Raw genomic sequence first — 25926 nt, forward strand, 5'->3', positions numbered from 1 at the left:
GGCGAGTGGACAGGGGCGGACAGGACTGAGCGGTCATCGTCCCCGCCCGGCATGGATAGTGGACACCGTCCGCGTCGAGTCTGTGCGTCATGAACCTTGGACGCACGAAGGGCGGGACCGCCGCCCCACCCCGCCAGGGGGCCGCGCTCGCGGCCCTGGCCGCAGCGCAGTTCACCGTGATGCTGGCCACCTCGATCGTGAACGTGGCGCTCCCGCAGATCCGGTCCGGAGCGGGCCTGTCGGACGGCGGGACCACCTGGGTGGTCAACGCCTACGGCCTGGCGTTCGGCGCGCTGCTGTTGGCCGGGGGCCGGGCAGGTGACCTGCTCGGCCGCCGCCGGGTGCTGCTGGCCGGCCTCGCGGTGTTCGCGGGGGCCTCGCTGGCTGCGGGGCTGGCCCAGTCTGCGGGCCTGCTGATCGCCGCCCGAGCCGTGCAGGGCGTCGGCGCCGCAGCCGTCGCCCCCGCCGCGCTCGCCCTCGCGATGAACCTGTTCCCTCCCGGCCCCGGCCGCGGACGCGCCCTGGGCGTGTGGGGCGCCGTCTCCGGTGCCGGGGGAGCGGGTGGCGTGTTGCTGGGCGGTGTGCTCACCCAGGCGTGGGGCTGGCCCTGGATCTTCCACTCGGTGGCACTCGGAGCGGCGGCCGTGCTGGTCGCCGTGGCGACGCTCGTGCCCCGGGCCGCCGATCGTGGATCCGGGCGGTTCGATCTGTTGGGTACTGCGACCGTCACCCTCGCCCTCACCTGTCTGGTCTGGGCATTGACCACCGCACGCGCCGCCGGCTGGACGGACGCCGGGGTGCTGGCCGCCCTCTTGGGGGCCTTCGTGCTGCTCGTCCTCTTCGCCCTGGTCGAACGTCGCCGGCCGGACGCCCTGATCCCGCCCAGGCTGTTCTCGACCGGCCGGGTCGCCGCGGGCAATCTACTGATGGCGCTGCTGGGGTCCGTGTGGATAGCCCTGTTCTTCTTCCTGCCGCTCTACCAGCAACAGGTCCTCGGAATGAGCCCGCTGGCCACCGGTGCGGGCCAACTCCCGCTCACCGTGGCGAACATGCTCGGCGCGGTCCTGGCACCCCGCATCTCGGGCCGCATCGGCGCCACGGCGACCGTCACCGCCGCCCTGCTGACCGAGGCCGCGGGTCTGCTGTGGCTGTCGTGGATGCGGGCGGACGGGAGCTACCTCGTCGATGTCTTCGGGCCGAGCGTCCTGATCGGACTGGGCCTGAGCATCGCCTTCGTCCAACTCACCGCGCTCGCCGTGGACGGCGTACCGCGCCAGGACGCGGGCCTCGCCGGCGGACTGGTGAACACCACCCGACAGGTCGGCGGCGCGATCGGACTCGCCGCCCTGGCCACCCTGGCCGGCTCCGTCACCACCCACGCCCCCACCGACCAGCCCCCGCTGGAAGCCCTCACCACGGGATACCAAGCCGCCTTCACCGCCTCCGCAGCAGTCCTCACCGCCACCGCACTCCTCGCACCGCTCCTCACCCGCTCGTCCCGGCGCGCCCGCCGCCCCCGCTGCCCCGTCCCGCCCCGTACGTCCGCATCCCCTGCACCGCCCCAACAGGGCCGAGCGGCCGACCGGGCACCCGCCTCCTGATCCGCGCCAAGACCCGATAAGGGCTCATAAGAGCCGATGAAGGCCGATAGGGCCCGATGGGAACCGGCGGCGACGTCCGTGCACGCCCTCGACCAGAGGTCCAGTGGCCACGACCAGTTGCTCGCCGCCCCGCCACCGCCACCCACCCCTGATGGAGGTCTCCACCATGTCCGGCCCCGCAACCGTTCTGCCGCCCGCCGCCCATGCCCGCCCCGCCGGTCGCCCGCGCGAGGTCGACAACCGCGCGGCCTACCTCAGCTTCGGACTCGCCTACCTACTCGGCCACGGCGCCGCCGCAGCTTCCGAGGGCGCTGCCCCCTTGCTCGACCTGCCCGGCTGGCTCCCCGTGACGCTGCTCGGAGGCGGACTCGCGGCCGGCATCGCCTTGACCACAGCCGCCGCCCTGCGGGCGCAGCGAGGAGCCACCCCACCGGAGATCCTCTCCGGCAAGCTGCTCGGCGCCGCCTGGATCACCGCCTTCACCGCCCTGTTCCTCGCCATCACCGGCCTCACCTCCGTGCTCGACCAGCCCGAACTCCAGTCCGTCCTCTGGCCCGCCGGATCCGGTCTGATCGTCGGGCTGCTCTACCTCGCCGAGGGCGCCGTACGCCGCAACCTGCTGCACTACGGCCTCGGCACCTGGCTCGCCCTGACCTCCACCGCGGCCCTCTGGCTCACCGCGCCCACCTTCTACGGGGTCCTGGCCGTCGCGGGCGGCGGCGCCTACGCCCTCGCCGCAGCCCTCGAACACCGCCGCCTCCGCTTCCTCGGGGCACACCACCGCGCCTGATGCTCGGCCCCTTCGCCCGTCAGGGTCGCAAGCCGGCCCGCCTGAGGGCGATCTCGGAGAGGTCGGCGATGACTTGCTGGTCCCCGCGCCGCCAAGCGTCAGCGAGACCGCCCGGAGGCGCGGGGAGCGCCGCGAGGTCGCCCAGCCGGCCGGTGAGGGCGCGCAGAGCCAGCAGGTCGGCGCCTCCGGGTGCGTCGAGGAGGCGCCGCATGGTGCTGCTGCGCCGGATCCAGCGCAGGCGAGCGGGGAACCAGAGCAGCAGGACGACGGCCACCGGCACCACGATCAAGGCCAGTGTGGTCAAGGTGGCGACCTGGCTGACGGCGTCCTGCAGCGACTGTCCGGCGTCGGCGATCCCGGTACTGGCATCGGCCGCGGACTGGAGGGGCTTCTTCAGGAGGTCGCCGACGAACGGCACGTTCGAGGCCGCGTCACCGGCGTTGTCGAGTTCGGTGGCGAGGCTGTCGCCCGAGCTTTCGACCCTCCGCCCCGGCTCGGCCAGCAGCATGATGGCTCCGTGCACGGCCAGGGCGAACCTCACGGCGGCGGCCACCAGGACCACGGTGATCAGGTCCGCGAGGATCTGACGGTTCCGACGTGCTGGAGTCTGTGCGTAGAGGCGCATCGGCGGGCTCCCGTTCGGGTCAGACGACGAGGAGGACCGGCCCCGCCCGGTGGGGCTCGGCCGGTCGATCGACCGTACGCCGGACTCGACCTCCGCACCGGTCTCTGTGGACGGACGTCCACCACGCGACGCCTGGTCGGCGCACCGGGACCGGCAAACGGCTTCCCGCGTCCGCGTCGCCGTCGCCGTCGCCGTCGCCGTCCCCGTCGCCGTCGTCGTCGGACGGGACGCGCACCGCAGCGGCGTCAGCGGACACGTTCACCTGCCCGGAGGCCGCACCCGGGGAACGACGCGTTGGCCCCGTACGGCGTCCCGCGCCCGTACCTCAAGAAGAGGGGCCGGTGACCGGAAGGGCCCCGATGCCGCCCTCGTGGTCGACCGCGAGGGCACCGGCAGGGCAGACTCTGAGGAGAAGGAAAGGGGCAGGCGATGACCGCACAGCCGATTCACCGGCACGAGCCGGAGCGGGTTCCGCGCAATGCGAGGGGCATCGCCGACGCGCTGACACAGGAGGCCGCGAAGGAGTTCTACGCCGAACTCCTGGCCGCCCGGCCCGAAGAGGCGAAGGGCGTACTGCTGCGCTGGTGGGGCCGCGCGATGCTCGAATCCGATCCGGGCCGGCAGCGCCGGGTCGAAGCCGCACTCGCGGGAACGGTTCCCACGATCGCCGTGCAGGACATGCTCGACCGGCGGCGGGCGGCGGGACTGCCCGTTGAATGAGGCCGTGGACGACGGCCCGGAGGGCTTGCCGTGCGTGCTGTCCGAGGACGTCACCGCCTTCATGACCGACCCGACGCTGCCGATCTGGGCGATGGGCCCGATCGTGGCCGCGATGGTGGAGATCGGCGAGACCAGGGGACTCGTCGCCGCGAGCACGGCGGCGGAAGACTGGCCGGAGTGCCGGCTCCTGCCGCTCGGTGAAGACGGGGCGCTCGGCATCATCGAGTACGTGATCGCCAAGGACGCCGTCCCACCGCAGGTGATCGTCACCCGCATCCTGCTGTACTGAACGACCTCGTAGCGCCGGCCGACGATGCGCCACACCCGCCCGTGGAGCCCCCGGAGCATACCCCCTCCGGGGCCCGGACATCCCGTGCGCCGCGACCCTCGTGGCCCCGGCGGCGGCTGCGCCGTACGGATGGACTCGGGCCGTACGGCAGCCGGTACGGGGTCTCGCTGCGCGGGGCGGCCTACCTTCGCACTGCTCGACCACCCTCCACGAAAGGCAGTACTCGTGCGATCGATCCGCTCCGCCCTGACCGCTCTCGCCGCCGGTGGCATCCTCTTGGCGGGCGCGTCCGCCGCCTCTGCCGACGACGCCTTCACCGTCTACGCACCGGTCAGCAACACGTACTCGATCGTCTTCGGTGACCTGAGCCAGGTGGCCGGTGACGACGTCTTCAACGCCGGCCACGACAACACCGTCGGCTCCCACAACGGTGCGGCGCCGGCCGGTGACATCGGCATGGCTGACGTCCCCGGGACCCAGATCCTGAGCAACGAGGCCCTGATGCAGCGGGCCGCCGGTCAGTGGACCGGAAGCATCATCGGCAAGTAGCCACCGGCAGTTCCCGGGGCGCGGGCCGTCACCTCCCAGCAGGGGTGGCGGCCGTTCCCGTTCTCCGCGGCGGATCCGGCATCGACGACTGCGGCCGATCGGTCATTCCCAAAAAACTTCTGCAAAAATACTTTTGGAGATCTTCTGAGGGGCTCTAACCTCCCTACATGGTCAGCGAAGAGCACAGACGCGTACTCGACCCCGAGCGGGACGCCGCAGCCCTGAAGGCCCTCACGCACCCGTTGCGCATCCGGCTGCTCGGGTTGTTGAGGCAGGACGGCCCGGCCACTGCGACTGAACTCGGGGTCAAGGCCGGGGAGTCGTCCGCTTCCACCAGCTATCACCTGCGGGTCCTGGCGAAGCACGCGTTCGTCGCCGAGGCCGATCACCGAGACGGCCGGGAGCGACGCTGGCGGGCGGTGCACTCCGCGACCGCCTGGAGCAACGAGTCGATGGAATCCTCCCCGGGCAGCCGTGCCTTGCTCAGCCTGTCCCGCAGGGCCCAGATCGAGCACCTGGAGGCTTCCCTCGTCCGGCACGAGGCCGACATCGCCGACGGACGGCTGCCGCAGGAGTGGGTGGAGCCCTCCGGGATCAGCGACCTGATGCCCCGTCTGACAGCCGGATCGCTCGCCGAACTCCGGGAGGCGTTCTACCTCAAGCTCGAAGAACTGGCCGCCCGCGACGCAGGGGATGCCCGCGCGGCGCAGGTCGTGCTCCTCATGGCAGGGCTGGCCCTCGCGCCACGCGACCCCGCCACCGATCCGCACGTCTCGGGCCCCACGCCCACGCCCACGCCAACGGCGACGGCGACAGAGACCGAGACCGAGGACGCGTCGTGACCGGGTCGTTGGACATACCCACCGCACGCCGCCGCTACGTCACGGTCTGCGCGCTCTTCTGGCTGCCACTGGGCCTGAGCCTCGCCCCCCTGATCCTGCTGCTCACCGAGCGCGGCATGACCACGGCGACGATCGCGGGCCTGTTCGCCGCGCACTCGCTGACGGCCGCAGCACTGGAACTGCCCACCGGAGGGCTGGCCGACGTCCTCGGACGCCGCGTCGTCCTGGTGGCCGCCGGCCTGCTGAACCTGACCGCCCTGGTCCTCGTAGGACTCGGCTCTGCTCCCTGGCTGCTCGCGCTGGGCATGGTGCTGATGGGCGCCGGCCGTGCCCTGTCCAGCGGCCCGGCCGAAGCCTGGTACGTCGACACCGTCCACGCGGACTCCGGGCCCGATGCCGATCTGCGCCCCGGCCTGGCCGGCGGATCCTCCGCGACCTCCGCCGCACTCGCCGTGGGAACCCTGCTCGGCGGCGCCCTTCCCTGGCTGCTCGGAGTCGGCCCCGACCTCGGCGCCCGGCTGGGCGAAGCCTCCTCCGGGCTGGTAGTGCCCCTTTCCGTGCCGCTGTTGCTGGGCGCGGCGGTCGAGATCGCCTTTGTGCTGTACGTCTTGACCGCCCTGTCCGAGCCGCCCCGACCACCGGCCGCCCTGCGGGGCGTGCTCCGAGGCATCCCGGCCACCGTCGTGGGCGGACTGCGTCTGGGCGGTCGGGACGTGCTGGTCCGCCGGGTGTTCCTCAGCGCCGGTGCGGCCGGCAGCGCACTGGTCGCGCTCGAGCTGCTCGTACCGGGACGTGCTGCGACGGTCACGGGCGCCTCGGAGTCGGGGGCGGTGCTCTTCGCCGCACTGGCCTGCGCCGGATTCATCTGCTCCGCGTTCGGCAGCCGTCTCGCACCGCTGACCGCCCGATTGGCGGGCAGTGGTGAGCGTGCGGTCATGGTGGGCCTGGGCGCCGGCGCGAGCGGGCTGCTCCTGCTCGGCGCCACAGCGGAGGCCACCGGAGCGGGCGCCCTGGTGCTCTCGGCCACCGGCTACGGCCTGGTCTACCTCGGGCTCGGCGCGGCGGGACCGAATCAGAACGACGTCCTGCACCGCCGTGTCACCAGTGCCGGCCGGGCCACCGCGCTGTCCGTCCAGTCCCTCGCCCTGCAACTGGTGGGAGCCCTCGCCGGCCTGGTCATCGGGGCCCTCCGGCCGGGACCGGCGCCCTGGCTACTCGGTGGCACCGCACTGCTAGCGGGATCCCTCCTGTGGCTGCGCCGCAGCGTTCCCACACCGCCCACTCCGGAGCCTTCTTCGTTCCCGCGTCGCCCGGACGGAGTGTGGTCCGGGCGCCCGCCCGGCGGCACACTGGAACTCCACGCCCCGCAGCGCCAGGAGTGACGTGCCCGTCCCGATCATCATCGACTGTGACCCCGGACATGACGACGCCCTCGCGATCATGCTGGCCGCCGGGGACCCGGCGGTGGACCTGCTGGCCGTCACCACGGTCGCGGGCAACCAGACCCTCGACAAGACCACGCTCAACGCCCGCCGGGTCTGCACGGTCGCCGGGATCACGGACGTCCCCGTCGCGGCCGGTTGCGACCGGCCGCTCGTCCAGCCGCTCGGCGTGGCCGCTGACGTGCACGGGGTCACCGGACTGGACGGGCCGATGTTCCCGGCTCCCACGGTGGACGTGGTCCCGGAGCACGCCGTGGACCTCATCCACCGACTGCTGGCCGAGCACCCCGAGCCCGTCACCCTCGTCCCGACGGCGCCGCTGACCAACATCGCCCTGCTGTTGCTGCGGTACCCCGAGGACGCCTCCCGCATCCGCGAGATCGTCCTGATGGGCGGTTCGACGGAACGGGGCAACCGGACCCCGGTCGCCGAGTTCAACGTCCTCACCGACCCGGAAGCCGCCGACATCGTCTTCCGCTCGGGGGTGCCGGTCACCATGTGCGGGCTCAACGTCACGCACCAGGCGCTGGCCACCCCCGAAGTGGTGGCCCGCTTCGTGGCCCTCGGTACGCCCCTCGGGCAGACCTGCGCGGACCTGCTGACCTACTTCGGTTCCACGTACCGAGAGTTGTGGGGCTTCGCCAGCCCACCGCTGCACGACCCGGTGGCAGTGGCCCGGGTCATCGATCCCGGGCTGGTGCACTGCGTGGACGCCCGCGTCGACGTTGAGTTGCACGGCCGCTACACGCGCGGTGCCACCGTGGTGGACCTGCACCGTTCCACGGGCCGCCCGGACAACGCGCGCGTGGCCGTGACCCTGGAGGCCGGGCCGTTCTGGGACCGGATGGTGGCCGCCGTCGAGGTCCTCGGCGCGCGTGCCCACGGGCCGACGCCTCCCTGACGGCCGGCCCCTCCCCGGCCCCGACCGGGCCCCGACCACCCTCGTGGCGGTCAGCGCGGCAGGCGGGCGGAATCCAGCAGGGCGTGCAGCCGTACGCCCGGCAGCCCCGGGTTCGCCGCTGCGCCTTCGGCCGTCGCCGGGTCCTGGAGCAGCCTCTCCAGGGTGTCCCGGGAGAAGAGCGGGTTGGCCGCGGCCGCCCGGCGGACCTGCTCGTCTGGATCCCCGAGCAGCTCTACGGGGGCCCGTCCGGTCGGGTCGGCGGCAGCCAACGCCCGTACCTCCGGGTCCTCGTGCCCGAGCAGGTGGGCCAGACCGGTCCGCGGCAACCGGGACTGCAGCAGCAGGTGGGGGCGTTGGCCGGGGCGGGCGACGAAAGCCGCGAGGACGATCGCGGGCGGCGCCAGGGGGTGCCAGGAGGCCAGCCGGTGCCGCACCTCCTCGTCCGGGTCACGCGCCAGCCGTCGTACCAGGTCGGCGGGGAGCGCGGGGCAGCGGGCGGCTGCCAGGCGCAGCACCACCTCCTCGGACATCGCGCACGCCCGGTACCAGTCCGGGTCCGGAGTCGCGTACGGTTCCAGGATCGGACAGCAACACTCGAGCGGGCCCTCGCCCATCTCGTGGTCGACGGCCTCGCACTGGGCCCGGGTGCGAGGGAGCGGCTGTACCCGCGCACGGGTGCGCACCCGTGCGTCGGGGTCCTCGGCGAGTTCCGCCCACAGCGCCCGATCGAGGTCGGCCCGGGCGGCGACGCGTACGCGGACCGCGGGGTCCACGTCACGGGCGAGCCGGACGAGGGCGTCGCGGGGCGTGTACGGGTTGCCGGCGAGGGACCACCGGCACTCCGGATCGGGCAGGCACGCCGCGACGACGGCGTCCGACAGCGCGTAGTTGTTGAGGATCGACCACCGATGGTGGCAGGCCCTTTCCGGAAGCTCCGCTTCCATGGCTGTGGGGTCAGCCGTCCGCACGTGGTGCTCGGCGCGCGCCCGGACGTCCGGGTGGGGGTCGGCCAGCAGGGCGTCCTGCTGCTCGCTGGTGAGCCCTGACCACAGGTCCGTCGCGAGGGCCCGCAGTGCGGGGTGTTCGTGCCCCAGCATCCTGTAGCGGAAGGAAGGGGGCATCTGGTACGAGGACACGAGCTCCCCCGCGATCTCGTTGGCCGTGAGGTGCCCGGAGTCGCCGCCGTCCTCGGCCGTCAGCAGGAACACGAGCGCGTCGTCGGGCAGCGGCCGGGGCTGGCGCGGGCGCGGGAGGGGGCCTGAAGCGACCTGCGCGCGGACGAGGGAGTGGGGGTCCATGACCAGACGGGCCCGCTGGGCCGGCGGGACGTGGGGGTTGCGGGCGAAGGACCGGCGTACCCCGGCATCCGGGTGCGCGATCACCGCGTCCATGACCCCCTGGGGAAGGGAGCGCTTCTCGCACAGGATCCGCCGGGCCTCCCCGCCGGCCGGGTCCAGCAGTCGCAGCAGGACGTCGGCCGGGGCTCCCGTGTTGGCCGCGACCCCGCGCAGCCACAGGTCTTCAAGGGCAGGGGTGGAGTCGGACATCCGATCATCATGTCAGCTGCCGTGGGAACTTGGGTGACCTGCAGTCGGTCACGGCCGGGTGGCCCTTCACCGGTCACGGTCCCACAGGGCCGGTGAGGTGAACCCGTACGTCGGATGGCGGCGGGTCGGGTGGCAGCAGTGGCAGACCGCCGGCGCGGCCCCGAGGCTCTCTTGCGGAGACGACGACGAGGAAGGGCAGCAGTCCATGCCGCATGCCGAAGAGGAGGGCGTCGCCGTGCGCCCGGTCGATACGGTGGACCAGCAACGGAGTCGAGCCGGACACCTGCGAACTGCGATCAGGAGGACCCATCTGATCCCGGCGTTCCTGGTGCTCACGGTCATGATGGTGGCCCTGTGGTTGATGGGCATGCCGTTCCTCCAGGCCCTGACCATCTCCACCGCAGTGAAGATCGCGGTGGCTCTGCTCGAACTCCGCCGGCTGCCCGGCCCCGTCGACGACTGACGCGAGGCGGGTAGCGCCCCCGCGCGGACGCGCGTCGCGTGCAGGGGCCGTTCCTAGGCGGACCTGCGGCGCAGGGCCCGGCGGACCACGTACAGGACGACGAGCAGCACGATGACGACGACCACGACGATCAAGAGTTTCTTGAACAGCCCGCTCTTCTTCTTGCTCTTCTTTCCCTTCTTGCTCCCGGTGGTGGCCCGGACCTGGGACGACATCGGTGCCCGGAGGCCGGTTGCCACGCCGGAGCCGGCGAGGAGACCGCTCTGCGGGAGCGCTGCGGCGGCAGGAGCCTGCCGGACCGCCGGAGCGGCCGCTGAGACGGTCGCCGACGGGCCCAGTAGCAGCCCGGCGACCACGAAGAGCGGGATGAATGCCGCCGCGGCGATCGGACGCTTCTTCGGAATGCTGTTCGTTGTCACTGTTTCCCCTGTTCTCCCCTGCCCCGGCCGGGTTCGGTGGGATCCGGAAGGCCGTGGCTTGGAAGCATCGTCAACGAGTTCGACCGCCCCGGCAAGGACTTGGCGGCCGTTGGCACAGGCTCTGGCACCCTGGGCGCATGACGACGGGGGACGGTCGGGTGCAGGGTGTGGGGCGGGAGTTGGGGCGGGGGTTGGGGCAGGGATTCGGGGTGGGGGAGGGGTACGCGTGGTACCGGGGGGTGTCGCCCGGAGGGTCCGTCCATCGGCACGCCGCCTTCCAGCTCGTCCTGGCCCCCCGGGACGAGGCGGCCCTCGTCGGGGCGGACGGCAGGGTCGTGCGGGGAGCGGCGTTGCTCGTCCCGCCCATGACCGCGCACCGGATGCTGTCGGCGCGGGATCTGCTCACCGTCTTCGTCGAGCCGCACTCGGCCCTGGCCGACCGGTTGCGCGGGCGATGTGGTTCCGGTTCGGGGATCGTGGCGGTGCCCGAGCTGCGCCGGCTCGACGAGGCCGAGCTCGGTCGGGCGGCGGCGCTGCCCTCGACCGGACTGGATCCGCGGTTGTTCGCCGCGGCGGCCCTGCTGGAGGGGCGAGCGGGGCAGGAGGAGCCGGTCCCGATGAACCTGGTCGCTGCCCGGGCGGGTCTGTCGCCGCAGCGGCTTCGGGCCCTGGCCCGAAAGCAGCTCGGCATGACGCTGGCGCGGCGGCGCATCTGGCTGAAGCTGCGCCGGAGCGCGGAAGCTCTGGCAGAGGGGTGCAGCCCGGCCGATGCCGCAGCCGCCGGAGGCTTCGCCGATCAGGCCCACCTCACCCGCCGGATGCGGGAGATGATCGGGATGACTCCGGCGGCCGTGCTGCGGGTGATGCAGGTGCTGCCGGCGTCAGCCGCCGGCGCGCCGGGCGACGTACACCGAAATGGACCCGGTGACGGTTGAGACGACCTCGGCCTCGCGGACCCGGTCGAATCCGGCCCCGGTGATGAGGGAGGGCAGGATGCCGTCGGAGTTGGGCTGGGTGTCGGCCCGGCCGTCGGCGAGTTGGACGACGCGGAACGCGGTGCGCATCAGACGGGTGCGCTGGAGTCCGTAGTCGGCCAGGACCAGCCGGCCGCCGGGCCGCAGCACGGTGTGCAGTGCGTCCAGGATCGCCCGCTTCATCGGGAGCGGGCACTGGTGGAGGACGAGGCTGGAGACCGCGGTGTCCACGCTGTCCGCGCCGAGTCGGTCCACCAGTTCGTCGCCCATGCCCTGGAGCCAGTCGACGAGTGCGCCCGCGGCCCGGGCCTTGCGGCGGGCGACGGTCAGGATGCGGGGGTCCGGGTCGATGCCGATGATGTGGGCGGCGGGTTCGATGCGGTGCAGGAGCAGGGCCTGGGAGCCGGTGCCGCAGCCGACGTCGACGATCACCTCTTCCGGCCGCGGAGCCACGTGCATGGCCAGCAGGCCGCGCCAGAGCCGCTCGCGCACCAGGGCGGCCACGGGGTCGTAGAGGCTGGTGGGGGCGAAGCGGCCCGCGGCGGGTGTGAACGCTCGGGCGGCGTGCGGGGTGTCGCGGGGCCGGGGCCCGGAGGGTCCGGGAGGTGCGGAGGGCTGACGGCTACGGCCGGGGGATTCGCTGGACCGGGCCATGACGGCAGTGTCCGGCGCCCCGGCGGTACCGGTCTTGTACGAACCGCTCGCCCCGGGACGCCTCCCGGGGCCGTTACGGCGCGGAGGCTGCCGTCGGACGATGACGCGTACGCCCGTACGCCCCGTCCGTCCCCCCGGTCCGTCCGCCCCCGGCCCGTCCGTCCGCCCGCCTGCCCGTCCGCCCGCCCGCCTGCCCGTCCGCCCGCCCGCGGTCCGGGAGGTGCGCGGTGGACCGGGGCGACCTCGATCGAGTACGAGCTCCGTTCGACGGCGGACCGCGAACGGAGCCCTCGAGCTCAGCGCCGGTGTGCGACCGCCGCCAGGGTGTCCTTGACTTCCTGCACCACGCGGGCCGCGTCCTCCGGGTTGTGCACCACATCCGTGTGGTTCATGTCGATGACGAGGACCTCGCTGGCCGAGTAGTGCTTGTGCACCCAGTCGTCGTAGCCGGACCACAGCGTCCGGTAGTACTCGACGAGGCTCTCGTCCTGTTCGAAGCCGCGGCCCCGCAGCCCGATGCGGTGCAGCACCGTCTCGAAGTCCGCCTTCAGGTAGACCATGAGATCGGGTGCCTTGCGGTACGGCAGACCGTCGATCTCGCGCATCATCTCGTTCAGCAGCCCCTCGTACACCTGCATTTCGAGGGAGCTGATCCGGCCCAGGTCGTGATTGACCTTGGCGAAGTACCAGTCCTCGTAGATGGACCGGTCGAGGACGTTGTCCCCCTGCTTGTACGCCTCCTTGATCGAGGCGAACCGCGTCTGCAGGAAGTAGAGCTGCAGCAGGAAGGGGTAGCGCTTCGCCTGGATCTCTTCGGGGCTCGCCGTGTAGAAGAGCGGCAGGATCGGATTGTCTTCCACGCTCTCGTAGAAGACGTCGCTGCCCAGCTCCTTGGCGAGCAGCTCGGCCACACTCGTCTTGCCGATTCCGATCATGCCTCCGACGCAGATCACTGGCATACCTCACTTCTCCCTGGGGGTCTTCTGTTCGTGGGCGGGTGGGCCGTGCGCCCCACTCCACTGAGACGCACGCCGGCGGTCACGCGATTCCCCGGGATCTTCATGATCAGCGTCATGTGGTCGCCGGCCGGACCAGGGCCCTCGTGCGGGCTGGTCTCCTCGACCGGTCGGCCCGGCCGTTCCGCAGCCGCCGCGCAGAGCGACGAGCCGCAGCCCAACGGCCGCCTTGAATCCTAAATGATGATCAGCCTCTCGCTGGCCAGGGAGCCGGCACCCTCCGTCGCCCGCTGCGGCCCGGGCCGGTACGCCACGGAGGACCCGGACCGCTACGCGGTGCTGGAGCCCGGCCGCCCGTACGCCATCGCGGTCCAGTCCGGATCGACTGCGGGTGCCACAGGCGCCGCGGGCACCGGGGCGTGGACCTGGTACGCCGAGCCGGTCCGACGGGGCGTCGCCGGAGAACGGGAGCACTGGCGGGAGGCCGCCCAGGGGCGAAGTGCGGGGTCCCCTCCGGAGCTCTTCTAGGGGCATCTATATTTAGGGCACCCTAACCTCCAGGTCGTGCGAGTGCTGCCCGCTTGCCGGTCCTGGCCGACCGAGCAGAAACGGAACCTGTATGAGACCCGAATCCACGGCCCTCGTCTCCCCGCGAGCGGACGTCCTGACCGAGACCGTCGAGGGCTTCGGCACGGTCCGCTTCACTCCGGTCGACCCCGTTGTGGACTCCGCCGTGTTGCACTCCTGGGTCGTCGAGGAGCGCGCGCAGTTCTGGGCATGAACGGCGCCAGCCGGGAACTGGTCCAGGAGATCTACGAGGACGTGGACCGCCGCGACACGCACCACGCGTACATGGTCCGGCTGGACGATGAGCCCGTGGCGCTCTTCCAGACGTACGAGCCCTCCGAGGACCGGGTCAGCTACTGCTACGAGGCGCGGGAGGGAGACATCGGCGTCCATCTGATGCTGGCCCCGGCGACGGACCGGCCCCGGCCCGGATTCAGCAGGACCCTGATCGGATCGCTCATCCGGTTCACCTTCCGCGACCCGGCCGTCCTGCGCGCGGTGGCCGAACCCGACGCCTCCAACGCCAAGGCGGTCGCTCTGCTGAACCGGCTCGGCTTCGTCCGGCAGGGCGAGATCACCCTCCCGGAGATCGACTTGCCCGAGGTGTACCTCCCGGAGAAGCGGGCCGTGTTCGCGTTCCTCGACCGCCCCGCCGTACTCCCGGCCGCCGTTGCGGCCGTCCTCCCGGCCTAGTCGTCGACCGGCTGCGGCGCCCCTGCCTGGTCGTCCCTACCGGCCCGGGGCGCGCAGCAGGCCCGCCGGCAGGTAGCCGGAGCGCACGTTCAGCGCCCAGCCGTGTGCCTGTACGGCGAGCGCGGCCAGTGCGATGGCCGTGACCGGTAGCAGCGTCCTCGGCGCGGCATCCGGACCGGTGCTGTCGCGGTGTTTGAGGAGACGGCTGGTCAGGGCCTGCTCGAACGCGGGCTGGTCGTCGTCGAGAAGTACGCGCAGCAGCCGCTGGTCGGCGGTCAGCGCGCCCGCCCCGTCGAGCCGGGCGGCGGCCGCGGCGCGCTCCTCCGCGTCGGGTGTGCGCAGGGGCGGCACCCCGGAAGCGACCCAGGGTGAGCGGGGCGTCTCCACCAGGTGGAGGTAGGCGCAGAGCGCGTCCATCTCCGCGAGTTCGGCCGGGTCGGAGACCGAGCTCAGGGACGAGTGGGGCAGTCCGGCGTGGAACATCGGCGCGTAGTCCGTCTTCAGCAGGGGACCGATCACCCGGGCCCGTTCCCAGACGAGTCCGGTGATCACGTTCAGGGTGAAGGCGTCCACCCAGACCCGGGCCGTGGGCGCCTGGTCGACCGCGTCGCCGAAGTCGAAGTCCTCGCTGCTGAGCTCCTCGCCGATGAGGGGGAAGAGACCTCGTAGTCCCCGCCGGGGCACGTTCCGAGCGTCAGCGCGCCGAGCGCGCACTCCGCCGCCGTACGCAGTGCCAGTCGGCCCGGCTCGCCCACCAGCTGCGGATTCTGGAGGGTGAAAGCGCCGACGTGGTCCAGGAGCTCGTCGCCCATCTCCTGAATTCCCTTGATGGACAGGCTGTTGTAACGCAGTCCGTGCCAGCGGCCGAAGGTCCGCCCGTCAATGTCCTCCAGGGCCCGGCTCGTCCGCTCCGGAGCCCTCTTCGCACGCGGCCGCCTTGTCGAACGGCCCGAGGCAGTTGCGGCCTAACCAATCGAGAAGACGGCACCAGGTGCGGCGTAGTCGACGGGACCGTCGAACCGGGCCGAGGCGCGTGCGACCGCCTGTCGCGGGGTAAGGAACCGGCCGACGTGGGTAACGATCAACCGGCCTGCCCGGGCCGCGCCGGCCGTGTCGCCGGTGTCTTCCGGTGTGTGGTGCACCTTTTCGCCTACGGTCGGCGCCTGGGCGCTGTCGGCCTCGCAGAGCAGCACGTTGCATCCCTCGGCCAGCCGCGTGAGGTTCGCGCACGGTGCTGTGTCCCCGGAGTAGACCAGCGATCGGCCCTCGGCCTCGATGCGTACGGCGAAGGCCGGGACGCCGTGCGCCACTGCCCGGCTGGTCATGGTGAGCGCGCCGACGCGCGTCTGGTGCCCGTCATCCAGTTCATGGACGGAGAAGGCGGACTCGACCGGGCTACGCGTCGAGGTGTTGGTGAGGAAGTGGGCGAGCCGGTTGGCGATGCCCGGCGGCCCGTACAGGGGGATGGGCGCGGCGAGCCGAATATCCGAAAAGAGCGCCGCGTAGTAGGCGGTGAGCAGGTCCGCGCTGTGATCGGCATGCAGATGCGAGATCCAGATTGCATCCACCTCATCGAGCCGGACATGCCGCTGCAGCTGCGCCAGCGTCCCGCTGCCCGCGTCCATCCACACCCGAGTGTCTCCGCTGGACACCAAATAGCCAGAGCAAGGGTTGTCCACGCTCGCATAGGGCGTCGCGGATCCCAGGACGGTGAGACGGAGAAGACGGCTGGTCATCCGGAGAGTCTATGGAACGCTTGAGCCACAGGTGTTGGCGATTTCTCCCTCATCAACCCTGGGTTCGGCAGTGTCCGCCTCGGCATTGCGCCAGACCGTCAGGCCGACGGTGATGAACCCGATTGCCTCGGCGACGCCGACGGTCGGCAGCGGCTCGGTGCGCACCGGCAGGGCGGCGACTCCGCCGTTCCGCCGTTACCAGCCGAAGCGTCGGTTGACCACGGCCGCGAATTCCTCGAACGTCAGCACGCGGTCGCCGTTCTGGTCGGCCGCGTCGAACAGTGCCGAGGAGTCGTGGGTGTCCCCGACGCCCCAGAAGGGGATGGCTCCCTGCGCCGCGAGGGTCGGCCCCTTGGAGCGCAGGGCGCCGATGACCTCGGCGCGGGTCAGGGTCCCGTCCTGGTCGAGGTCGAGGGCGTCGAACAGGCGCCGGGCCTTCTCACTCATCACGTGGTCCTCTCAGCGGTACACGCACCGTCTCTCGGGCGGCGCGTCCTGTAGGTGAGGACGTCGTGAGCCCCTGTCGGGTTGCCCCGCCGGTCTCGGTCTCGGTGTCGGTTTCGGCGCGGCGCGGCGCAGCGCGGCGCGGCGGGGCGTGCTCATGGGTGGCTCCCGGCCCCGCGGCGGTTGAAGGGCAGCCTGCCGAGGACGACCGCCATGCCGCAGGTGTCGGTGAGCGCGGAGAAGACCAGGCCGCCCCCGATCGCCGCGGACAGCAGCGCGAGGGCGGGGTGGAGGAGCAGCCCGAGGGCCAGGCCGAGTAGCACGCCGACGCCCGCGGTGAAGCGGACCTGGCGTTCCATCGCCCAGACGGCCCGCGTCCGGGACCCGTCGGGATGCTGCAGGACGTGGCCCTCGGCGGTCCAGGCCTGGGTGCCGCCCCTGAGGCTCGACGCGGGGATGCCACGGGAGACCAGGGGCCCGGCGGCGTTCTCCGCACGGGCACCGGAGGCGCACACCACGAGCAGGGGCCTGTGTTCGGCGGCACTCCGCAGCTCGGGCAGGCTCCGTGTGAGTCGGTCGAGGGGGACGTTGACGGCGTCGGGCAGGTGGCCGGACGCGAACTCGGCCGGAGTCCGGACGTCGACGACGGTCAGCTCGGACAGCCGTGGGTGCGCCTGGCTGACGTCGAGGCGGGCGGGAACGCTCATGGCGGACCTGGTCCTTGGCAGAGGGGGCGGGAGAAGGGGCTCCGCGGTACGCGGTACGCGGTCACGGGGCTCGGTGCGGCGGGCGACACCGTTGCCGTGTCGGGGATGCTAGGTACCCCGGGACGACCAGACCAGGGGCCGGCGAACCCCGCCACGGAACCGCCACACGCCGGCAACAACCCGCAACGAGCGGCCGAGCCCGCCCTCATCCCCCACCCGCGCGCGGCGCCGCTCGACGGGGTGGACGGCCGCCGCGCTACCAGGTGACGTACAGGGCCTGCGGTGAGCGGTGGATCAGCGTGGGGCGCATCTGCGGCCGCGGGCGGTCCCGGTCCAGCCGCAGCTCCGGCATGCGACGGACGAACAGCTCGAGGGTCAGGCGGAGCTGATCGCGGGCCAGTTGGGATCCCGGGCAGCCGTGGGTCCCGTACCCGAAGGCGAGGTGCTGCCGGTTCCCCGGCCGGGTGATGTCGAACTCCCCGGCCCGCTCGTACCGTCGTTCGTCGCGGTTGGCCGAGCCGAACGCCACCAGCACGGTGGACGCCGCGGGCAGCTTCGTCCCGGCGAGCGTCACCGGCCGGGTCGTGGTCCGCCGGAAGGCCTGGATGGCCGTGTCGTGGCGGACGGCCTCCTCCACCGCCGCCGGGACCAGGGACGGATCGGCGCGGAGCGCCCGCCACTGCCGCCGGTCGCCGAGCAGGTGCAGCAGCATCGTGCCGATGAGGGCGCTCGTCGTGAGGAATCCGGCGATCAGCAGGTTCTGCAGGCTCGTCACCAGCTCGTGGCGCTGTTCGAGGGTGAGCTCGGCGTCACCGGGGGCCAGGGCGGCCACCATGGTCGAGCACATGTCGCCCCGGGGGCGCTCGCGCCGCTCGCGGACGTACCCGTCGAGCAGGTGCTGGAGCGCGACCACGTCCTCGGCCGCGGCCACCTGCCCCTCCGGCGACAGCGGGCGGAACAGCAGCTCCTCGGCCCGGTAGCCGCCGTGCACGGCCGCGGGCACGTCGGCGGGGTCCAGTCCGATCAGCCGTCCGACCACCATCCCGGGCAACCGGCTGGCGTACGCCTCCACCAACTCCGCGGACCCGTCCGCCGCGAAGCCGTCGACCAGTTCCTCCGCGCACGTGCGGGCGTACGGCAGCAGCGCTGCCACCCGGGCGGCGGACAGCCCCCGGTTCAGCGGGGCGCGGTGCCGCCGGTGGGCCGCGTCGTCACTGGACACGACGGTGGGCCGGGGCCCGAACCCCCGCGGCAGGACGCCGAGCGCCGCCTCCGAGAGCGGCATGTCCGGCAGCAGGGCGTTGGCCGAGGAGAAGTCCTCCGTGCGCAGCAGCACCTCCCGTACGTCCTGGTCGCGCGCCACCAACCACGCGTCGAACTCGGGGACGTACATCAGCCCCTCGGCCCGGCGCGCACGGTCGTAGAGCGGATAGGGGTCGCGGTACAGCTCGTCACGCCGCGCCTGGTCGTCGAGCCGAGCCACTGGGACCTCCGGATCACGGTCGGGACCGGGCGGTGGCCACCGCCGCGGGTGTCCTCCGGTGCGCCGGGTCATCCTGCCCGAAACCCGCCCGGCCCGGTAGGGCGCCTGCCAGGAGCGGTGCGGGCCGGGAGCGGTGCGGGCCGACCGGTGCGGGCCGACCGGTGCCGGGGGCGGGCGATGCGCGACCGGGACGATCTGTGACGGAAGTCTGACGTTCCGCCGGTCCGCCTGGATTCCACCACCCCCGGGGTGCTGGAATCGAAGGGTGACGACAGACCACTCCGACTTCGAGGGAACCCCCGTCGGTCGCCGTCTGGTGCTCGGCATGCTCGGGCTCGGCGCCGGGGGCCTCGTGGCCGCACCGTACGTACAGCGCGGGATCGAGGCCTTCCTCGGGGCCGCCTCGGACAAGGACCCGACCGGGCTCACCGGGCTGCTCCCCAACGGAGGTGGCTTCCGCTACTACTCGGTCGCCGCCTCCGTACCGCGGAAGAACGAGCAGGACTACCGGCTCACCGTGGACGGTCTGGTCGAGCGCCCCGCGACGTACACCCTCGACGCCCTGCGCGCCCTGCCGCAGCACCGGGTGGTGCGGGACGTGCAGTGCGTCACCGGCTGGCGGGTCCCCGAGACCCCCTTCGCCGGCGTCAGGCTGTCCCTGTTGCTGGACGCCGCCGGAGTCGGTCCCGAGGCCAAGGCGGTCCGCTTCACCTGCTTCGACGGTGCGTACAGCGAGAGCCTCACGCTCCCGCAGGCCCGGCGCGACGACGTGCTGGTCTGTCTGCAGATGCAGGACGAGCCGGTCAGCCACGCGCACGGCGGCCCGGTCCGGCTCTACGTCGCGCCGATGTACTTCTACAAGTCGGCGAAATGGCTGTCCGGGATCACCGTCACGTCCGAGGTGCGGCCCGGTTACTGGGAGGAGCGGGGCTATGACGTCGACGCCTGGGTCGGAGGGTCCAACGGGCGCAGTGACACCCCCACCGTCTGAACCGGCCCGACGGGTCGTCCGGTTCACCCGTGCCGAGCGCTGGGTCCACCGCACGACCGCCGCACTGACCCTGCTGTGCGTGGCGACCGCCGCCGCTCTGTACGTACCGCAGTTCGCCGAACTGGTCGGCCGCAGGGCTCTCGTGGTGACGGTCCACGAATGGGCCGGCATCCTGCTGCCCGTGCCGTTCCTGATCGGTCTCGCCTCTCCCGCCTTCCGGGCCGATCTGCGCAGGTTGAACCGCTTCGGACCGCACGACAGGAGGTGGCTGCGCGCGGTGCGCGGACGCGACCGCCGGCGCGCGTCCCGGCCCGCGGGGAAGTTCAACGCCGGTCAGAAGCTCTACGCGTCGTGGACCGCAGGTGCTGTCCTGGTGATGCTGGCGACCGGTCTGCTGATGTGGTTCACCCATCTGACACCGCTGATCTGGCGCACCAGTGCCACCTTCGTGCACGACTGGCTGGCCCTGGCCGTAGGGGTGGTACTGGCCGGGCACATCAGGATGGCGCTCGCCGACCCGGAGGCACGCAGGGGCATGCGCACCGGGTCCGTCGAGCGCCCCTGGGCGGAGCGGGAGCACCCGCTGTGGCTGAAGGACGAGCCGAGGAACGAGCGCGCCGAACGGCCGTGAGAAGGGGCTGAGGTCGAGGTCGAGGCGGATGCCGGATGCCGGACGGGCGTTCCGGCGGAACGAGGACGGCCGGGTGTTGCAACACGCTGCAACCAGCGCCGATCCAAGTTGAGTTGACACCGACCCCATCCCTGCACCACCCTTTCACTACTTACCTAGTGAAAGGGTGGTGCAAGGCGTGCTGGAATACCGCATCGACCGGCGCAGCGGCATCGCCACGTACGTGCAGATCGTCCAGCAGACCAAGCAGGCCCTGCGTCTGGGCCTGCTGGAGCCGGGCGACAAGCTGCCGACGGCGCGAGAGGTCGTGGAAGCCACCGCGATCAACCCGAACACCGTCCTCAAGGCCTATCGCGAACTGGAACGCGAAGGCCTCGTCGAGGCGAAGCGGGGGATGGGCACCTTCATCCGCAAGTCCTTGGGCAGCGCCCCGGCCGAGTCCCCGTTGCACGCCGAACTCACCGACTGGGCCCGGCGGGCCCGGGACGCCGGTTTGGAGCGCGACGACGTGGCCGCACTCTTCACATCCGTACTGGAACGACACTTCAAGGGGGACGGCGAAGCATGACGGAAACCGTGATCGAGGCCGAAGGCCTCGGACTGCGCCACGGACGCCGGGGAGGTTGGGCGCTGCGCGACTGCTCCTTCCGCCTCCCCGCAGGCCGCGTGTGCGCGCTCGTCGGGCCCAACGGCGCCGGGAAATCGACCCTCTTGGGCCTCGCCGCCGGCCTCGCGCTCCCCACGGAGGGCACCCTGCGCACCGTGCCGCGCGAGAAGCTCGCGTACGTCGGACAGAACAAGCCCCTCTATCCGCAGTTCACCGTCGCCGAGACCCTGCGGATGGGCCGCGAGCTCAACCCGGGGCGCTGGGACGCGGCGACGGCGCAGCGGATCGTCGAGGCCGGGGAACTCGACCCGCGTACCAAGGTCCGCAGCCTCTCCGGCGGGCAGCGCACCCGCGTCGCGCTGGCCCTGGCCCTCGGCAAGCGCCCCGACCTGCTGCTGCTCGACGAGCCGATGGCCGACCTCGACCCGCTCGCCCGGCGCGAGCTCATGGGCACCCTGATGGCCGACGCCGCAGACAACGGCACCTCCCTGGTGATGTCCTCGCACATCCTGACCGAGCTGGAGGGCGCCTGCGACCACCTCCTGCTCGTCGACCGCGGCCGGATCCGCCTGAGCGGCCCCATCGACGAGGTCGTCGCGGTCCACCGACTGCTCACCGGCCCCGCCGCCGCCTCCGCTCGACTCTCCGCCCACACCGTCGTCGAGTCCCGTACGACCGGCCGCCAGCTCACCGCCCTCGTGCGGCTGCAAGAGCCCGTCGACAACGGGGTCTGGCAGACGGAGCACCCGACCCTGGAGGAAATCCTGCTCGCCCATCTGCGTTCCCCCGATGCCCCGTCCTTCACCGGCCAGGACTCCCTCACCACCTCGGGGGCGCGGGCATGAGCGGCACGACACTGAGGGGCCCGTACTGGGTCGCCGTCCGCCAGCACCGGCACGTGCTGTGGGCGTTGCCCGTCGTCGTGGCCGTCTGCCTCGCCGCCATGGTCGCCCTGCGTTCCTGGGCCGGGGATTCGTCCTCGGACCAGGTGGGCGCGGCGTGGACGAACGACGGCTACCTGCTGCTGCGGCTCTGTGTGCAGTACGCCGGTACGGGCCTGCTGTTCCTGCCGTCACTGGTGGGGGCCTTCGTGGCCGGCCCCATGACGGCCCGCGAGTTGGAGAGCGGCACCTGGCGGCTCGCCCTCACCCAGTCGACCACCCCGAAGGCCTGGCTCGGCTCGAAGGTCGTGGTGGCGGCAGCCGCGTCGGTGCTCGGCGCGGTCGCCCTCGTCGGGGTCTACCGCATCGGCTGGGCGCGGATGGCCGGCACCTACCAACTCCATTGGGCGGACCGGGGAACGTACGAAGCCACCGGCCCGGTACTCGCCGCCTACTGCCTGCTCGGCGTGGCCCTCGGCGTGCTCGTGGGCCAGCTGGTCCGGCGGACGCTGGTGGCCATGGCGCTCACCGGATTGCTCACCGGCCTGGTGCTGCTGGGCGTCGGCGCGCTGCGGTGGTCGATCCTCCCCGTGGAGACGGGCACGATGCCGCTCCAGGGGAACCTCGCGAAGCTGATCCCCGGCGACTCCTTGATGATGGACACGGGGCTGCTCACCTCCACGGGGGAGCGCCTTCCCGAGTACGCGTGCTTCGAGCGGACCCACCACCTGAGCACCTGCCCGGCGGACCTGGACGTCACCGGCTGGTACGCGGAGTTCCACCCGGTCTCGCACTACTGGCCGACGCAGCTCATCGAGAGCTCGCTGGTCCTGGCCGTGGCCGGCGTCGCCCTGTTCGCCGCCTTCCGGCTGGTGGGCGCCCGGCGCGCCTGAGTCCGGGACGGGGCGGTGGGCGGTGTGCGGTGTGGGGAGTACGGCAGATGGCGGACGGCACTTGTGGAGCCGCCCCGCGGTCAGCACGCTTGATCCATGACCACACCCGTCCCCGGTCCGGTGCGGCCCCCTGCGGCGGTCCGGCCGGACGGCGCGCGCCGGGCGCTGGTGGCGGGATCCGTCGGCAACTTCATCGAGTGGTACGAGTTCGGGATCTACGGCTACTTCGCCAGCGTCATCGCGGCGCAGTTCTTCACTCCCGAGGGCGGCAGCGAGGTGGAGGGGCTCGTCAAGGCGTACGCGTCGTTCGCCCTGGCGTTCTTCTTCCGGCCGGTCGGGGCAGCAGTGTTCGGGCGGTTCGGCGACCGGGTGGGCCGGCGGCCCGCGCTCGTCGTGGTCGTCTGTCTGATGACCGGAGCCACGGCAATGATCGGTCTGTTGCCGACGTACGCCTCGATCGGCGCGGCCGCGCCATGGCTCCTGACGCTGCTGCGGATCCTGCAAGGGCTCTCGGCCGGCGGGGAGTTCGGCGGGGCGGTCTCGGTCATGACGGAATGCGCACCACCGGGCCGCCGGGGCCGGTACGGGGCCTGGCAGTCGTTCACGGTCGCGCTCGGCCTGCTCGCGGGCGCCGCCGTGGCGGTGGTCCTGGCGAGCGCACTGACCGCGTCGCAGCTGCACGGGTGGGGCTGGCGGGTGCCGTTCCTGCTGACCGTGCCGCTGGGGCTCGTCGCACTGCGGCTGCGGTTGCGGCTGCCCCCGGACGAGCCCCGCACCGTGGGACCGCCCCCGGACGAGCCCCACGCCCTCGGACCCGAACACCGACCCGAACGCCGACCCGAACACCGGACCGGGCCCCGCTCCCGGCCGCGCCCCGTGCCGCGCCCAGGGGAGACGGTCCGGGCCGTGGTCCTGGGCATCGGGCGGATGATGGGCTGGTCGGCCGCCGGATACACCTTCCTGGTGGTCATGCCCTCCTACTTGCAGAGCACACTCGGTACCACCTTCCAGCAGGCACTGCTCGGCACCGTCCTGGCCAACCTGGGGTTCGCCGCGTCGGTCCTGCCCGCCGGCCGGCTGAGCGACCGGATCGGGCGGCGGACGGTGATGGTGGCGGGTGCCCTGCTGGTGGCCGTGTTCGCCCTCCCGCTGCTGCACCTGGTGCAGGACCCCGCCGGGTCGGCGCACACGAAGGGAGCGGCGCTGTTCGCCGCGGGCGCCGGCGTCGGCCTGATGGCGGGTCCGGGGCCCGCGATGCTGGCCGAGATGTTCCCGGCCAGGGTGCGCTGCACCGGGCTCGGACTGGCGTACGCGCTGTCCAACGCTGTGTTCTCGGGCTGTGCGGGACTGATCATCACCGAGGTGATCGAGCGGACCGGGAACGTCGACGTCCCCGGCTACTACGCCGCGGCGACCTGCGCGGTCAGCGTCGCCGCGCTGCTGACGCTGCGCGGCGACGACCACCATTGGGCGCTGCGATGAGCACCCTGCGCGTGGTCGGGCTGATGTCCGGCACGTCGTACGACGCGATCGACGCGGCCGCCGCCGACCTCTCCCTCCACGACGACACACTGGTGTTCACGCCCCTGGGGATGATCAGCACGGCCTACGACGACGCCCTGCGGGCGGACCTGGCCGGGGCCCTGCCGCCCGCCGGGGCGGACCTGGCCACGGTGTGCCGGCTCGACACCCGCATCGGACGGGCCTTCGCGGCGGCGGCGGTGCGGGCGGACGAGGAACTGTGCGGCGGACGGGCCGACCTGGTGGCGTCGCACGGGCAGACGGTTTTCCACTGGGCCGAGGACGGCAGGGTGCACGGCACGCTCCAGATCGGCGAGGCGGCCTGGATCGCCGAGGCGACCGGCCGGCCCGTCGTCTCCGGCTTCCGCACCCGTGATGTGGCGGCCGGGGGACAGGGGGCGCCGCTGGTCAGCATCGTCGACGTGATGTGGCTGCGGGGACGCCCCGGGGTGCCGGTCGCACTCAACCTGGGCGGGATCGGGAACGTCACGGTCGTACCGGGCGTGGCGGACGGGAGCGGAGGAGAACCGCTGGCCTTCGACACCGGACCCGCCAACGCGCTGATCGACGCGGCAGTGCGGGCCCTGGCCGGGCGGGACGCCTCGGGCGGGGCGTACACGATGGACGCGGGCGGGGCGCTCGCGGCGCGGGGCGCGGTCCACCCGCCGCTGCTGCGCAGGTTGCTGGACGACCCGTACTACGCCCGTCCCGCGCCGAAGACGACGGGCAAGGAACACTTCCACCTGCCGTATCTGCGCACGGCGCTGGACTCGTGCGCGCCGCTGCCCGTCGAGGACGTCGTCGCCACGCTGACCCGGCTCACGGCCCGGACCGTCGCCGACGCGATCCGGCCCTTCGGCGCCACCGAGGTGATCGCGTCGGGCGGGGGAACGCGCAACCCGGTGCTGATGGACTGGCTGCGGGAAGAGCTGGGTGGGATCGGCGGGGCCGGCAGGGTCGGTGGGGCAGGCGGGGTCGGTCGGTGCGTGGTGCGGTCCTCGGACGAACTCGGCCTGCCCGCGGGGGCGAAGGAGGCGTACGCCTTCGCCGTTCTGGGCTGGCTCACCGTGCACGGTCTGCCGGGCACCGTCCCCGCGTGCACGGGCGCCCGGCACGCGAGCGTCCTCGGCTCGATCACGCCCGGCGCCACGGGCCTGCGACTGCCGCGACCACCGGCGACGGCGCCGGTCCGGCTGACCGTCGGCGGAGGTACCGACGGCGGTGGGTCTCGCCTTTCTATTTCCAATCTGCATTGTTCCTAGAATGGTCGCGTGAACGATATCGATGCGATCGCGATGTTGCAGGATCCGGTGCGGCGCCGCCTGTACGAGTACGTGGCGGCACAGGGTCGGGAGGTCGGTCGCAACGAGGCCGCCGAGGCGGCCGGGGTGGCGCGCACGCTCGCTGCGCACCACCTGGACAGGCTGACCGAGGCTGGACTGTTGGAGAGCGGCAGCCGCCGCCTGACGGGCCGCTCGGGTCCGGGGGCCGGCCGGCCGGCCAAGGTGTACACGCGGGCGCGGGCCGAGCGGTCGGTGTCCTTGCCCGCCCGCGACTACCTCACCGCCGCCGAGTTGCTCGCCGAGGCCGCCGAGCAGGCGGGGCTGGACGCGGTGCTGCGCGCGGCCGCGGGCCGCAGGGGCGAGGCCCTGCGGGGTTCGGCGGCGCCCTGTGCCGGACTGGAAGAGGTCGTGGCGATGCTGGCCGACCGCGGCTACGAACCGTACCTGGAAGGCGGCGAGGGCGCGGAGGGTGCCCGGGACGACGCAGGCGCGGGGGCGATGACCGGGGCGGCCGCGCGCGTCGTCCGCATGCGCAACTGCCCCTTCCACGCCGTCGCCGAACACTTCCCGCCGCTCGTCTGCGGCATGAACCTCGCGTTGCTGGAAGGACTGTTCGGTACGGATGGTCCCGTGCGCCCCCGCATGGACGCCCGGCCCGGGGAATGCTGCGTGGTGATCGAGAGTTCTAAAAACAATGATCATTGACATAGAAAGGGG

General features: G+C 72.5%; 32 protein-coding genes. 21 read left to right on the forward strand and 11 right to left on the reverse strand.

Features of this window, described 5'->3' with window-relative positions; translation table 11 throughout:
* Nucleotides 1-89 precede the first annotated feature (89 nt).
* Both OG207_RS39905 and OG207_RS39910 read left to right on the forward strand, forming a co-directional pair.
* The gene (locus tag OG207_RS39905; RefSeq protein ID WP_329105997.1) at nt 90-1601 is read left to right on the forward strand and encodes an MFS transporter; all 1512 of its coding nucleotides are present in this window, start codon (nt 90-92) and stop codon (nt 1599-1601) included.
* A 166-nt stretch (nt 1602-1767) separates the two neighbouring features.
* Nucleotides 1768-2391 (forward strand): ABC transporter permease, encoded by a 624-nt coding sequence (locus tag OG207_RS39910; RefSeq protein WP_329105999.1) that lies wholly within the window; start codon nt 1768-1770, stop codon nt 2389-2391.
* Nucleotides 2392-2410: 19 nt separating this feature from the next.
* On the opposite strand, the gene OG207_RS39915 is transcribed toward OG207_RS39910, so the two are convergent.
* The gene (locus OG207_RS39915) at nt 2411-3016 is read right to left on the reverse strand and encodes a hypothetical protein (protein WP_329106002.1); all 606 of its coding nucleotides are present in this window, start codon (nt 3014-3016) and stop codon (nt 2411-2413) included.
* A gap of 429 nt (nt 3017-3445) precedes the next feature.
* Here OG207_RS39915 and OG207_RS39920 point away from each other — a divergent pair, with 429 nt between their 5' ends.
* From OG207_RS39920 to OG207_RS39945, 6 genes are all read left to right on the forward strand, one after another.
* Entirely contained in the window at nt 3446-3736 is a 291-nt protein-coding gene (locus tag OG207_RS39920) for a hypothetical protein (protein WP_329106004.1), read from the forward strand.
* A gap of 4 nt (nt 3737-3740) precedes the next feature.
* Nucleotides 3741-4025, forward strand: coding sequence for a hypothetical protein (locus OG207_RS39925; RefSeq protein WP_329106006.1), 285 nt, complete (start codon nt 3741-3743; stop codon nt 4023-4025).
* A gap of 225 nt (nt 4026-4250) precedes the next feature.
* Nucleotides 4251-4574, forward strand: coding sequence for a hypothetical protein (locus OG207_RS39930; protein ID WP_329106009.1), 324 nt, complete (start codon nt 4251-4253; stop codon nt 4572-4574).
* A 167-nt stretch (nt 4575-4741) separates the two neighbouring features.
* Entirely contained in the window at nt 4742-5416 is a 675-nt protein-coding gene (locus OG207_RS39935; RefSeq protein WP_329106011.1) for a helix-turn-helix domain-containing protein, read from the forward strand.
* Nucleotides 5413-6798 carry an MFS transporter gene (locus OG207_RS39940; RefSeq protein WP_329106014.1) on the forward strand — a complete coding sequence of 462 codons (1386 nt, stop codon included), beginning with the start codon at nt 5413-5415 and terminating at the stop codon, nt 6796-6798. The genes OG207_RS39935 and OG207_RS39940 overlap by 4 nt, the downstream gene beginning before the upstream one ends.
* Nucleotide 6799: 1 nt before the next feature.
* Complete coding sequence (locus OG207_RS39945) at nt 6800-7759, forward strand: nucleoside hydrolase (protein WP_329106016.1); 960 nt, start codon at nt 6800-6802, stop codon at nt 7757-7759.
* A 50-nt stretch (nt 7760-7809) separates the two neighbouring features.
* Here OG207_RS39945 and OG207_RS39950 read toward each other — a convergent pair whose 3' ends face one another.
* The gene (locus tag OG207_RS39950) at nt 7810-9306 is read right to left on the reverse strand and encodes a hypothetical protein (protein WP_329106018.1); all 1497 of its coding nucleotides are present in this window, start codon (nt 9304-9306) and stop codon (nt 7810-7812) included.
* Between the two features lie 205 nt (nt 9307-9511).
* On the opposite strand from OG207_RS39950, the gene OG207_RS39955 reads away from it, so the two are divergent.
* Nucleotides 9512-9769 carry a hypothetical protein gene (locus OG207_RS39955; protein ID WP_329106019.1) on the forward strand — a complete coding sequence of 86 codons (258 nt, stop codon included), beginning with the start codon at nt 9512-9514 and terminating at the stop codon, nt 9767-9769.
* Between the two features lie 53 nt (nt 9770-9822).
* Here OG207_RS39955 and OG207_RS39960 read toward each other — a convergent pair whose 3' ends face one another.
* A complete protein-coding gene (locus OG207_RS39960) occupies nt 9823-10188 on the reverse strand; it encodes a hypothetical protein (protein ID WP_329106020.1) in 366 nt (121 codons plus the stop codon).
* Nucleotides 10189-10325: 137 nt separating this feature from the next.
* On the opposite strand from OG207_RS39960, the gene OG207_RS39965 reads away from it, so the two are divergent.
* Nucleotides 10326-11123: a helix-turn-helix domain-containing protein gene (locus tag OG207_RS39965; protein ID WP_329106022.1), complete on the forward strand. Its 798-nt coding sequence runs from the start codon at nt 10326-10328 to the stop codon at nt 11121-11123.
* Here the strand turns inward: OG207_RS39965 and OG207_RS39970 are convergent.
* Together OG207_RS39970 and OG207_RS39975 are read right to left on the reverse strand one after the other, a co-directional pair.
* Nucleotides 11070-11816: a class I SAM-dependent methyltransferase gene (locus OG207_RS39970; RefSeq protein WP_329106024.1), complete on the reverse strand. Its 747-nt coding sequence runs from the start codon at nt 11814-11816 to the stop codon at nt 11070-11072. The two genes, OG207_RS39965 and OG207_RS39970, sit on opposite strands and share 54 nt — an antisense overlap.
* A gap of 296 nt (nt 11817-12112) precedes the next feature.
* Nucleotides 12113-12775 carry a deoxynucleoside kinase gene (locus OG207_RS39975; RefSeq protein WP_329106026.1) on the reverse strand — a complete coding sequence of 221 codons (663 nt, stop codon included), beginning with the start codon at nt 12773-12775 and terminating at the stop codon, nt 12113-12115.
* A gap of 237 nt (nt 12776-13012) precedes the next feature.
* On the opposite strand from OG207_RS39975, the gene OG207_RS39980 reads away from it, so the two are divergent.
* From OG207_RS39980 to OG207_RS39990, 3 genes are all read left to right on the forward strand, one after another.
* Nucleotides 13013-13300: a hypothetical protein gene (locus OG207_RS39980; protein WP_329106028.1), complete on the forward strand. Its 288-nt coding sequence runs from the start codon at nt 13013-13015 to the stop codon at nt 13298-13300.
* Nucleotides 13301-13391: 91 nt separating this feature from the next.
* The gene (locus tag OG207_RS39985; RefSeq protein ID WP_329106030.1) at nt 13392-13553 is read left to right on the forward strand and encodes a hypothetical protein; all 162 of its coding nucleotides are present in this window, start codon (nt 13392-13394) and stop codon (nt 13551-13553) included.
* Nucleotides 13550-14032 (forward strand): GNAT family N-acetyltransferase, encoded by a 483-nt coding sequence (locus tag OG207_RS39990; protein ID WP_329106031.1) that lies wholly within the window; start codon nt 13550-13552, stop codon nt 14030-14032. Before OG207_RS39985 ends, OG207_RS39990 begins: the two co-directional genes overlap by 4 nt.
* A 36-nt stretch (nt 14033-14068) precedes the next feature.
* On the opposite strand, the gene OG207_RS39995 is transcribed toward OG207_RS39990, so the two are convergent.
* The 6 genes from OG207_RS39995 to OG207_RS40020 form a co-directional block, all read right to left on the reverse strand.
* Complete coding sequence (locus OG207_RS39995) at nt 14069-14716, reverse strand: immunity 49 family protein (protein ID WP_329106033.1); 648 nt, start codon at nt 14714-14716, stop codon at nt 14069-14071.
* A 281-nt stretch (nt 14717-14997) separates the two neighbouring features.
* Nucleotides 14998-15768, reverse strand: a complete 771-nt coding sequence (locus tag OG207_RS40000) for an MBL fold metallo-hydrolase (RefSeq protein WP_329106035.1) — start codon at nt 15766-15768, stop codon at nt 14998-15000.
* Nucleotides 15769-15777: 9 nt separating this feature from the next.
* Nucleotides 15778-15933: a hypothetical protein gene (locus OG207_RS40005; protein WP_329106037.1), complete on the reverse strand. Its 156-nt coding sequence runs from the start codon at nt 15931-15933 to the stop codon at nt 15778-15780.
* A gap of 30 nt (nt 15934-15963) precedes the next feature.
* Complete coding sequence (locus OG207_RS40010; RefSeq protein ID WP_329106039.1) at nt 15964-16215, reverse strand: EF-hand domain-containing protein; 252 nt, start codon at nt 16213-16215, stop codon at nt 15964-15966.
* 152 nt (nt 16216-16367) lie between these two features.
* Nucleotides 16368-16919: a rhodanese-like domain-containing protein gene (locus OG207_RS40015; RefSeq protein ID WP_329106041.1), complete on the reverse strand. Its 552-nt coding sequence runs from the start codon at nt 16917-16919 to the stop codon at nt 16368-16370.
* 256 nt (nt 16920-17175) lie between these two features.
* A complete protein-coding gene (locus OG207_RS40020; RefSeq protein ID WP_329106044.1) occupies nt 17176-18402 on the reverse strand; it encodes a cytochrome P450 in 1227 nt (408 codons plus the stop codon).
* A 325-nt stretch (nt 18403-18727) separates the two neighbouring features.
* Here OG207_RS40020 and OG207_RS40025 point away from each other — a divergent pair, with 325 nt between their 5' ends.
* From OG207_RS40025 to OG207_RS40060, 8 genes are all read left to right on the forward strand, one after another.
* Nucleotides 18728-19393 (forward strand): molybdopterin-dependent oxidoreductase, encoded by a 666-nt coding sequence (locus OG207_RS40025; protein WP_329108222.1) that lies wholly within the window; start codon nt 18728-18730, stop codon nt 19391-19393.
* Complete coding sequence (locus OG207_RS40030; RefSeq protein ID WP_329106045.1) at nt 19335-20024, forward strand: cytochrome b/b6 domain-containing protein; 690 nt, start codon at nt 19335-19337, stop codon at nt 20022-20024. Before OG207_RS40025 ends, OG207_RS40030 begins: the two co-directional genes overlap by 59 nt.
* A 178-nt stretch (nt 20025-20202) precedes the next feature.
* On the forward strand, nt 20203-20592 hold the full coding sequence (locus OG207_RS40035; RefSeq protein ID WP_329106047.1) for a GntR family transcriptional regulator: 390 nt from the start codon (nt 20203-20205) through the stop codon (nt 20590-20592).
* Complete coding sequence (locus OG207_RS40040; protein WP_329106049.1) at nt 20589-21476, forward strand: ABC transporter ATP-binding protein; 888 nt, start codon at nt 20589-20591, stop codon at nt 21474-21476. Before OG207_RS40035 ends, OG207_RS40040 begins: the two co-directional genes overlap by 4 nt.
* Nucleotides 21473-22405: an ABC transporter permease gene (locus OG207_RS40045; protein ID WP_329106051.1), complete on the forward strand. Its 933-nt coding sequence runs from the start codon at nt 21473-21475 to the stop codon at nt 22403-22405. The genes OG207_RS40040 and OG207_RS40045 overlap by 4 nt, the downstream gene beginning before the upstream one ends.
* 96 nt (nt 22406-22501) lie before the next feature.
* The gene (locus OG207_RS40050; protein WP_329106053.1) at nt 22502-23887 is read left to right on the forward strand and encodes an MFS transporter; all 1386 of its coding nucleotides are present in this window, start codon (nt 22502-22504) and stop codon (nt 23885-23887) included.
* A 5-nt stretch (nt 23888-23892) separates the two neighbouring features.
* Complete coding sequence (locus OG207_RS40055) at nt 23893-25188, forward strand: anhydro-N-acetylmuramic acid kinase (RefSeq protein WP_329108224.1); 1296 nt, start codon at nt 23893-23895, stop codon at nt 25186-25188.
* 9 nt (nt 25189-25197) lie between these two features.
* Nucleotides 25198-25914: a helix-turn-helix transcriptional regulator gene (locus OG207_RS40060; protein ID WP_329106055.1), complete on the forward strand. Its 717-nt coding sequence runs from the start codon at nt 25198-25200 to the stop codon at nt 25912-25914.
* Nucleotides 25915-25926 lie beyond the last annotated feature (12 nt).

The organism is Streptomyces sp. NBC_01439 (assembly GCF_036227605.1).
Taxonomy (GTDB): domain Bacteria; phylum Actinomycetota; class Actinomycetes; order Streptomycetales; family Streptomycetaceae; genus Streptomyces.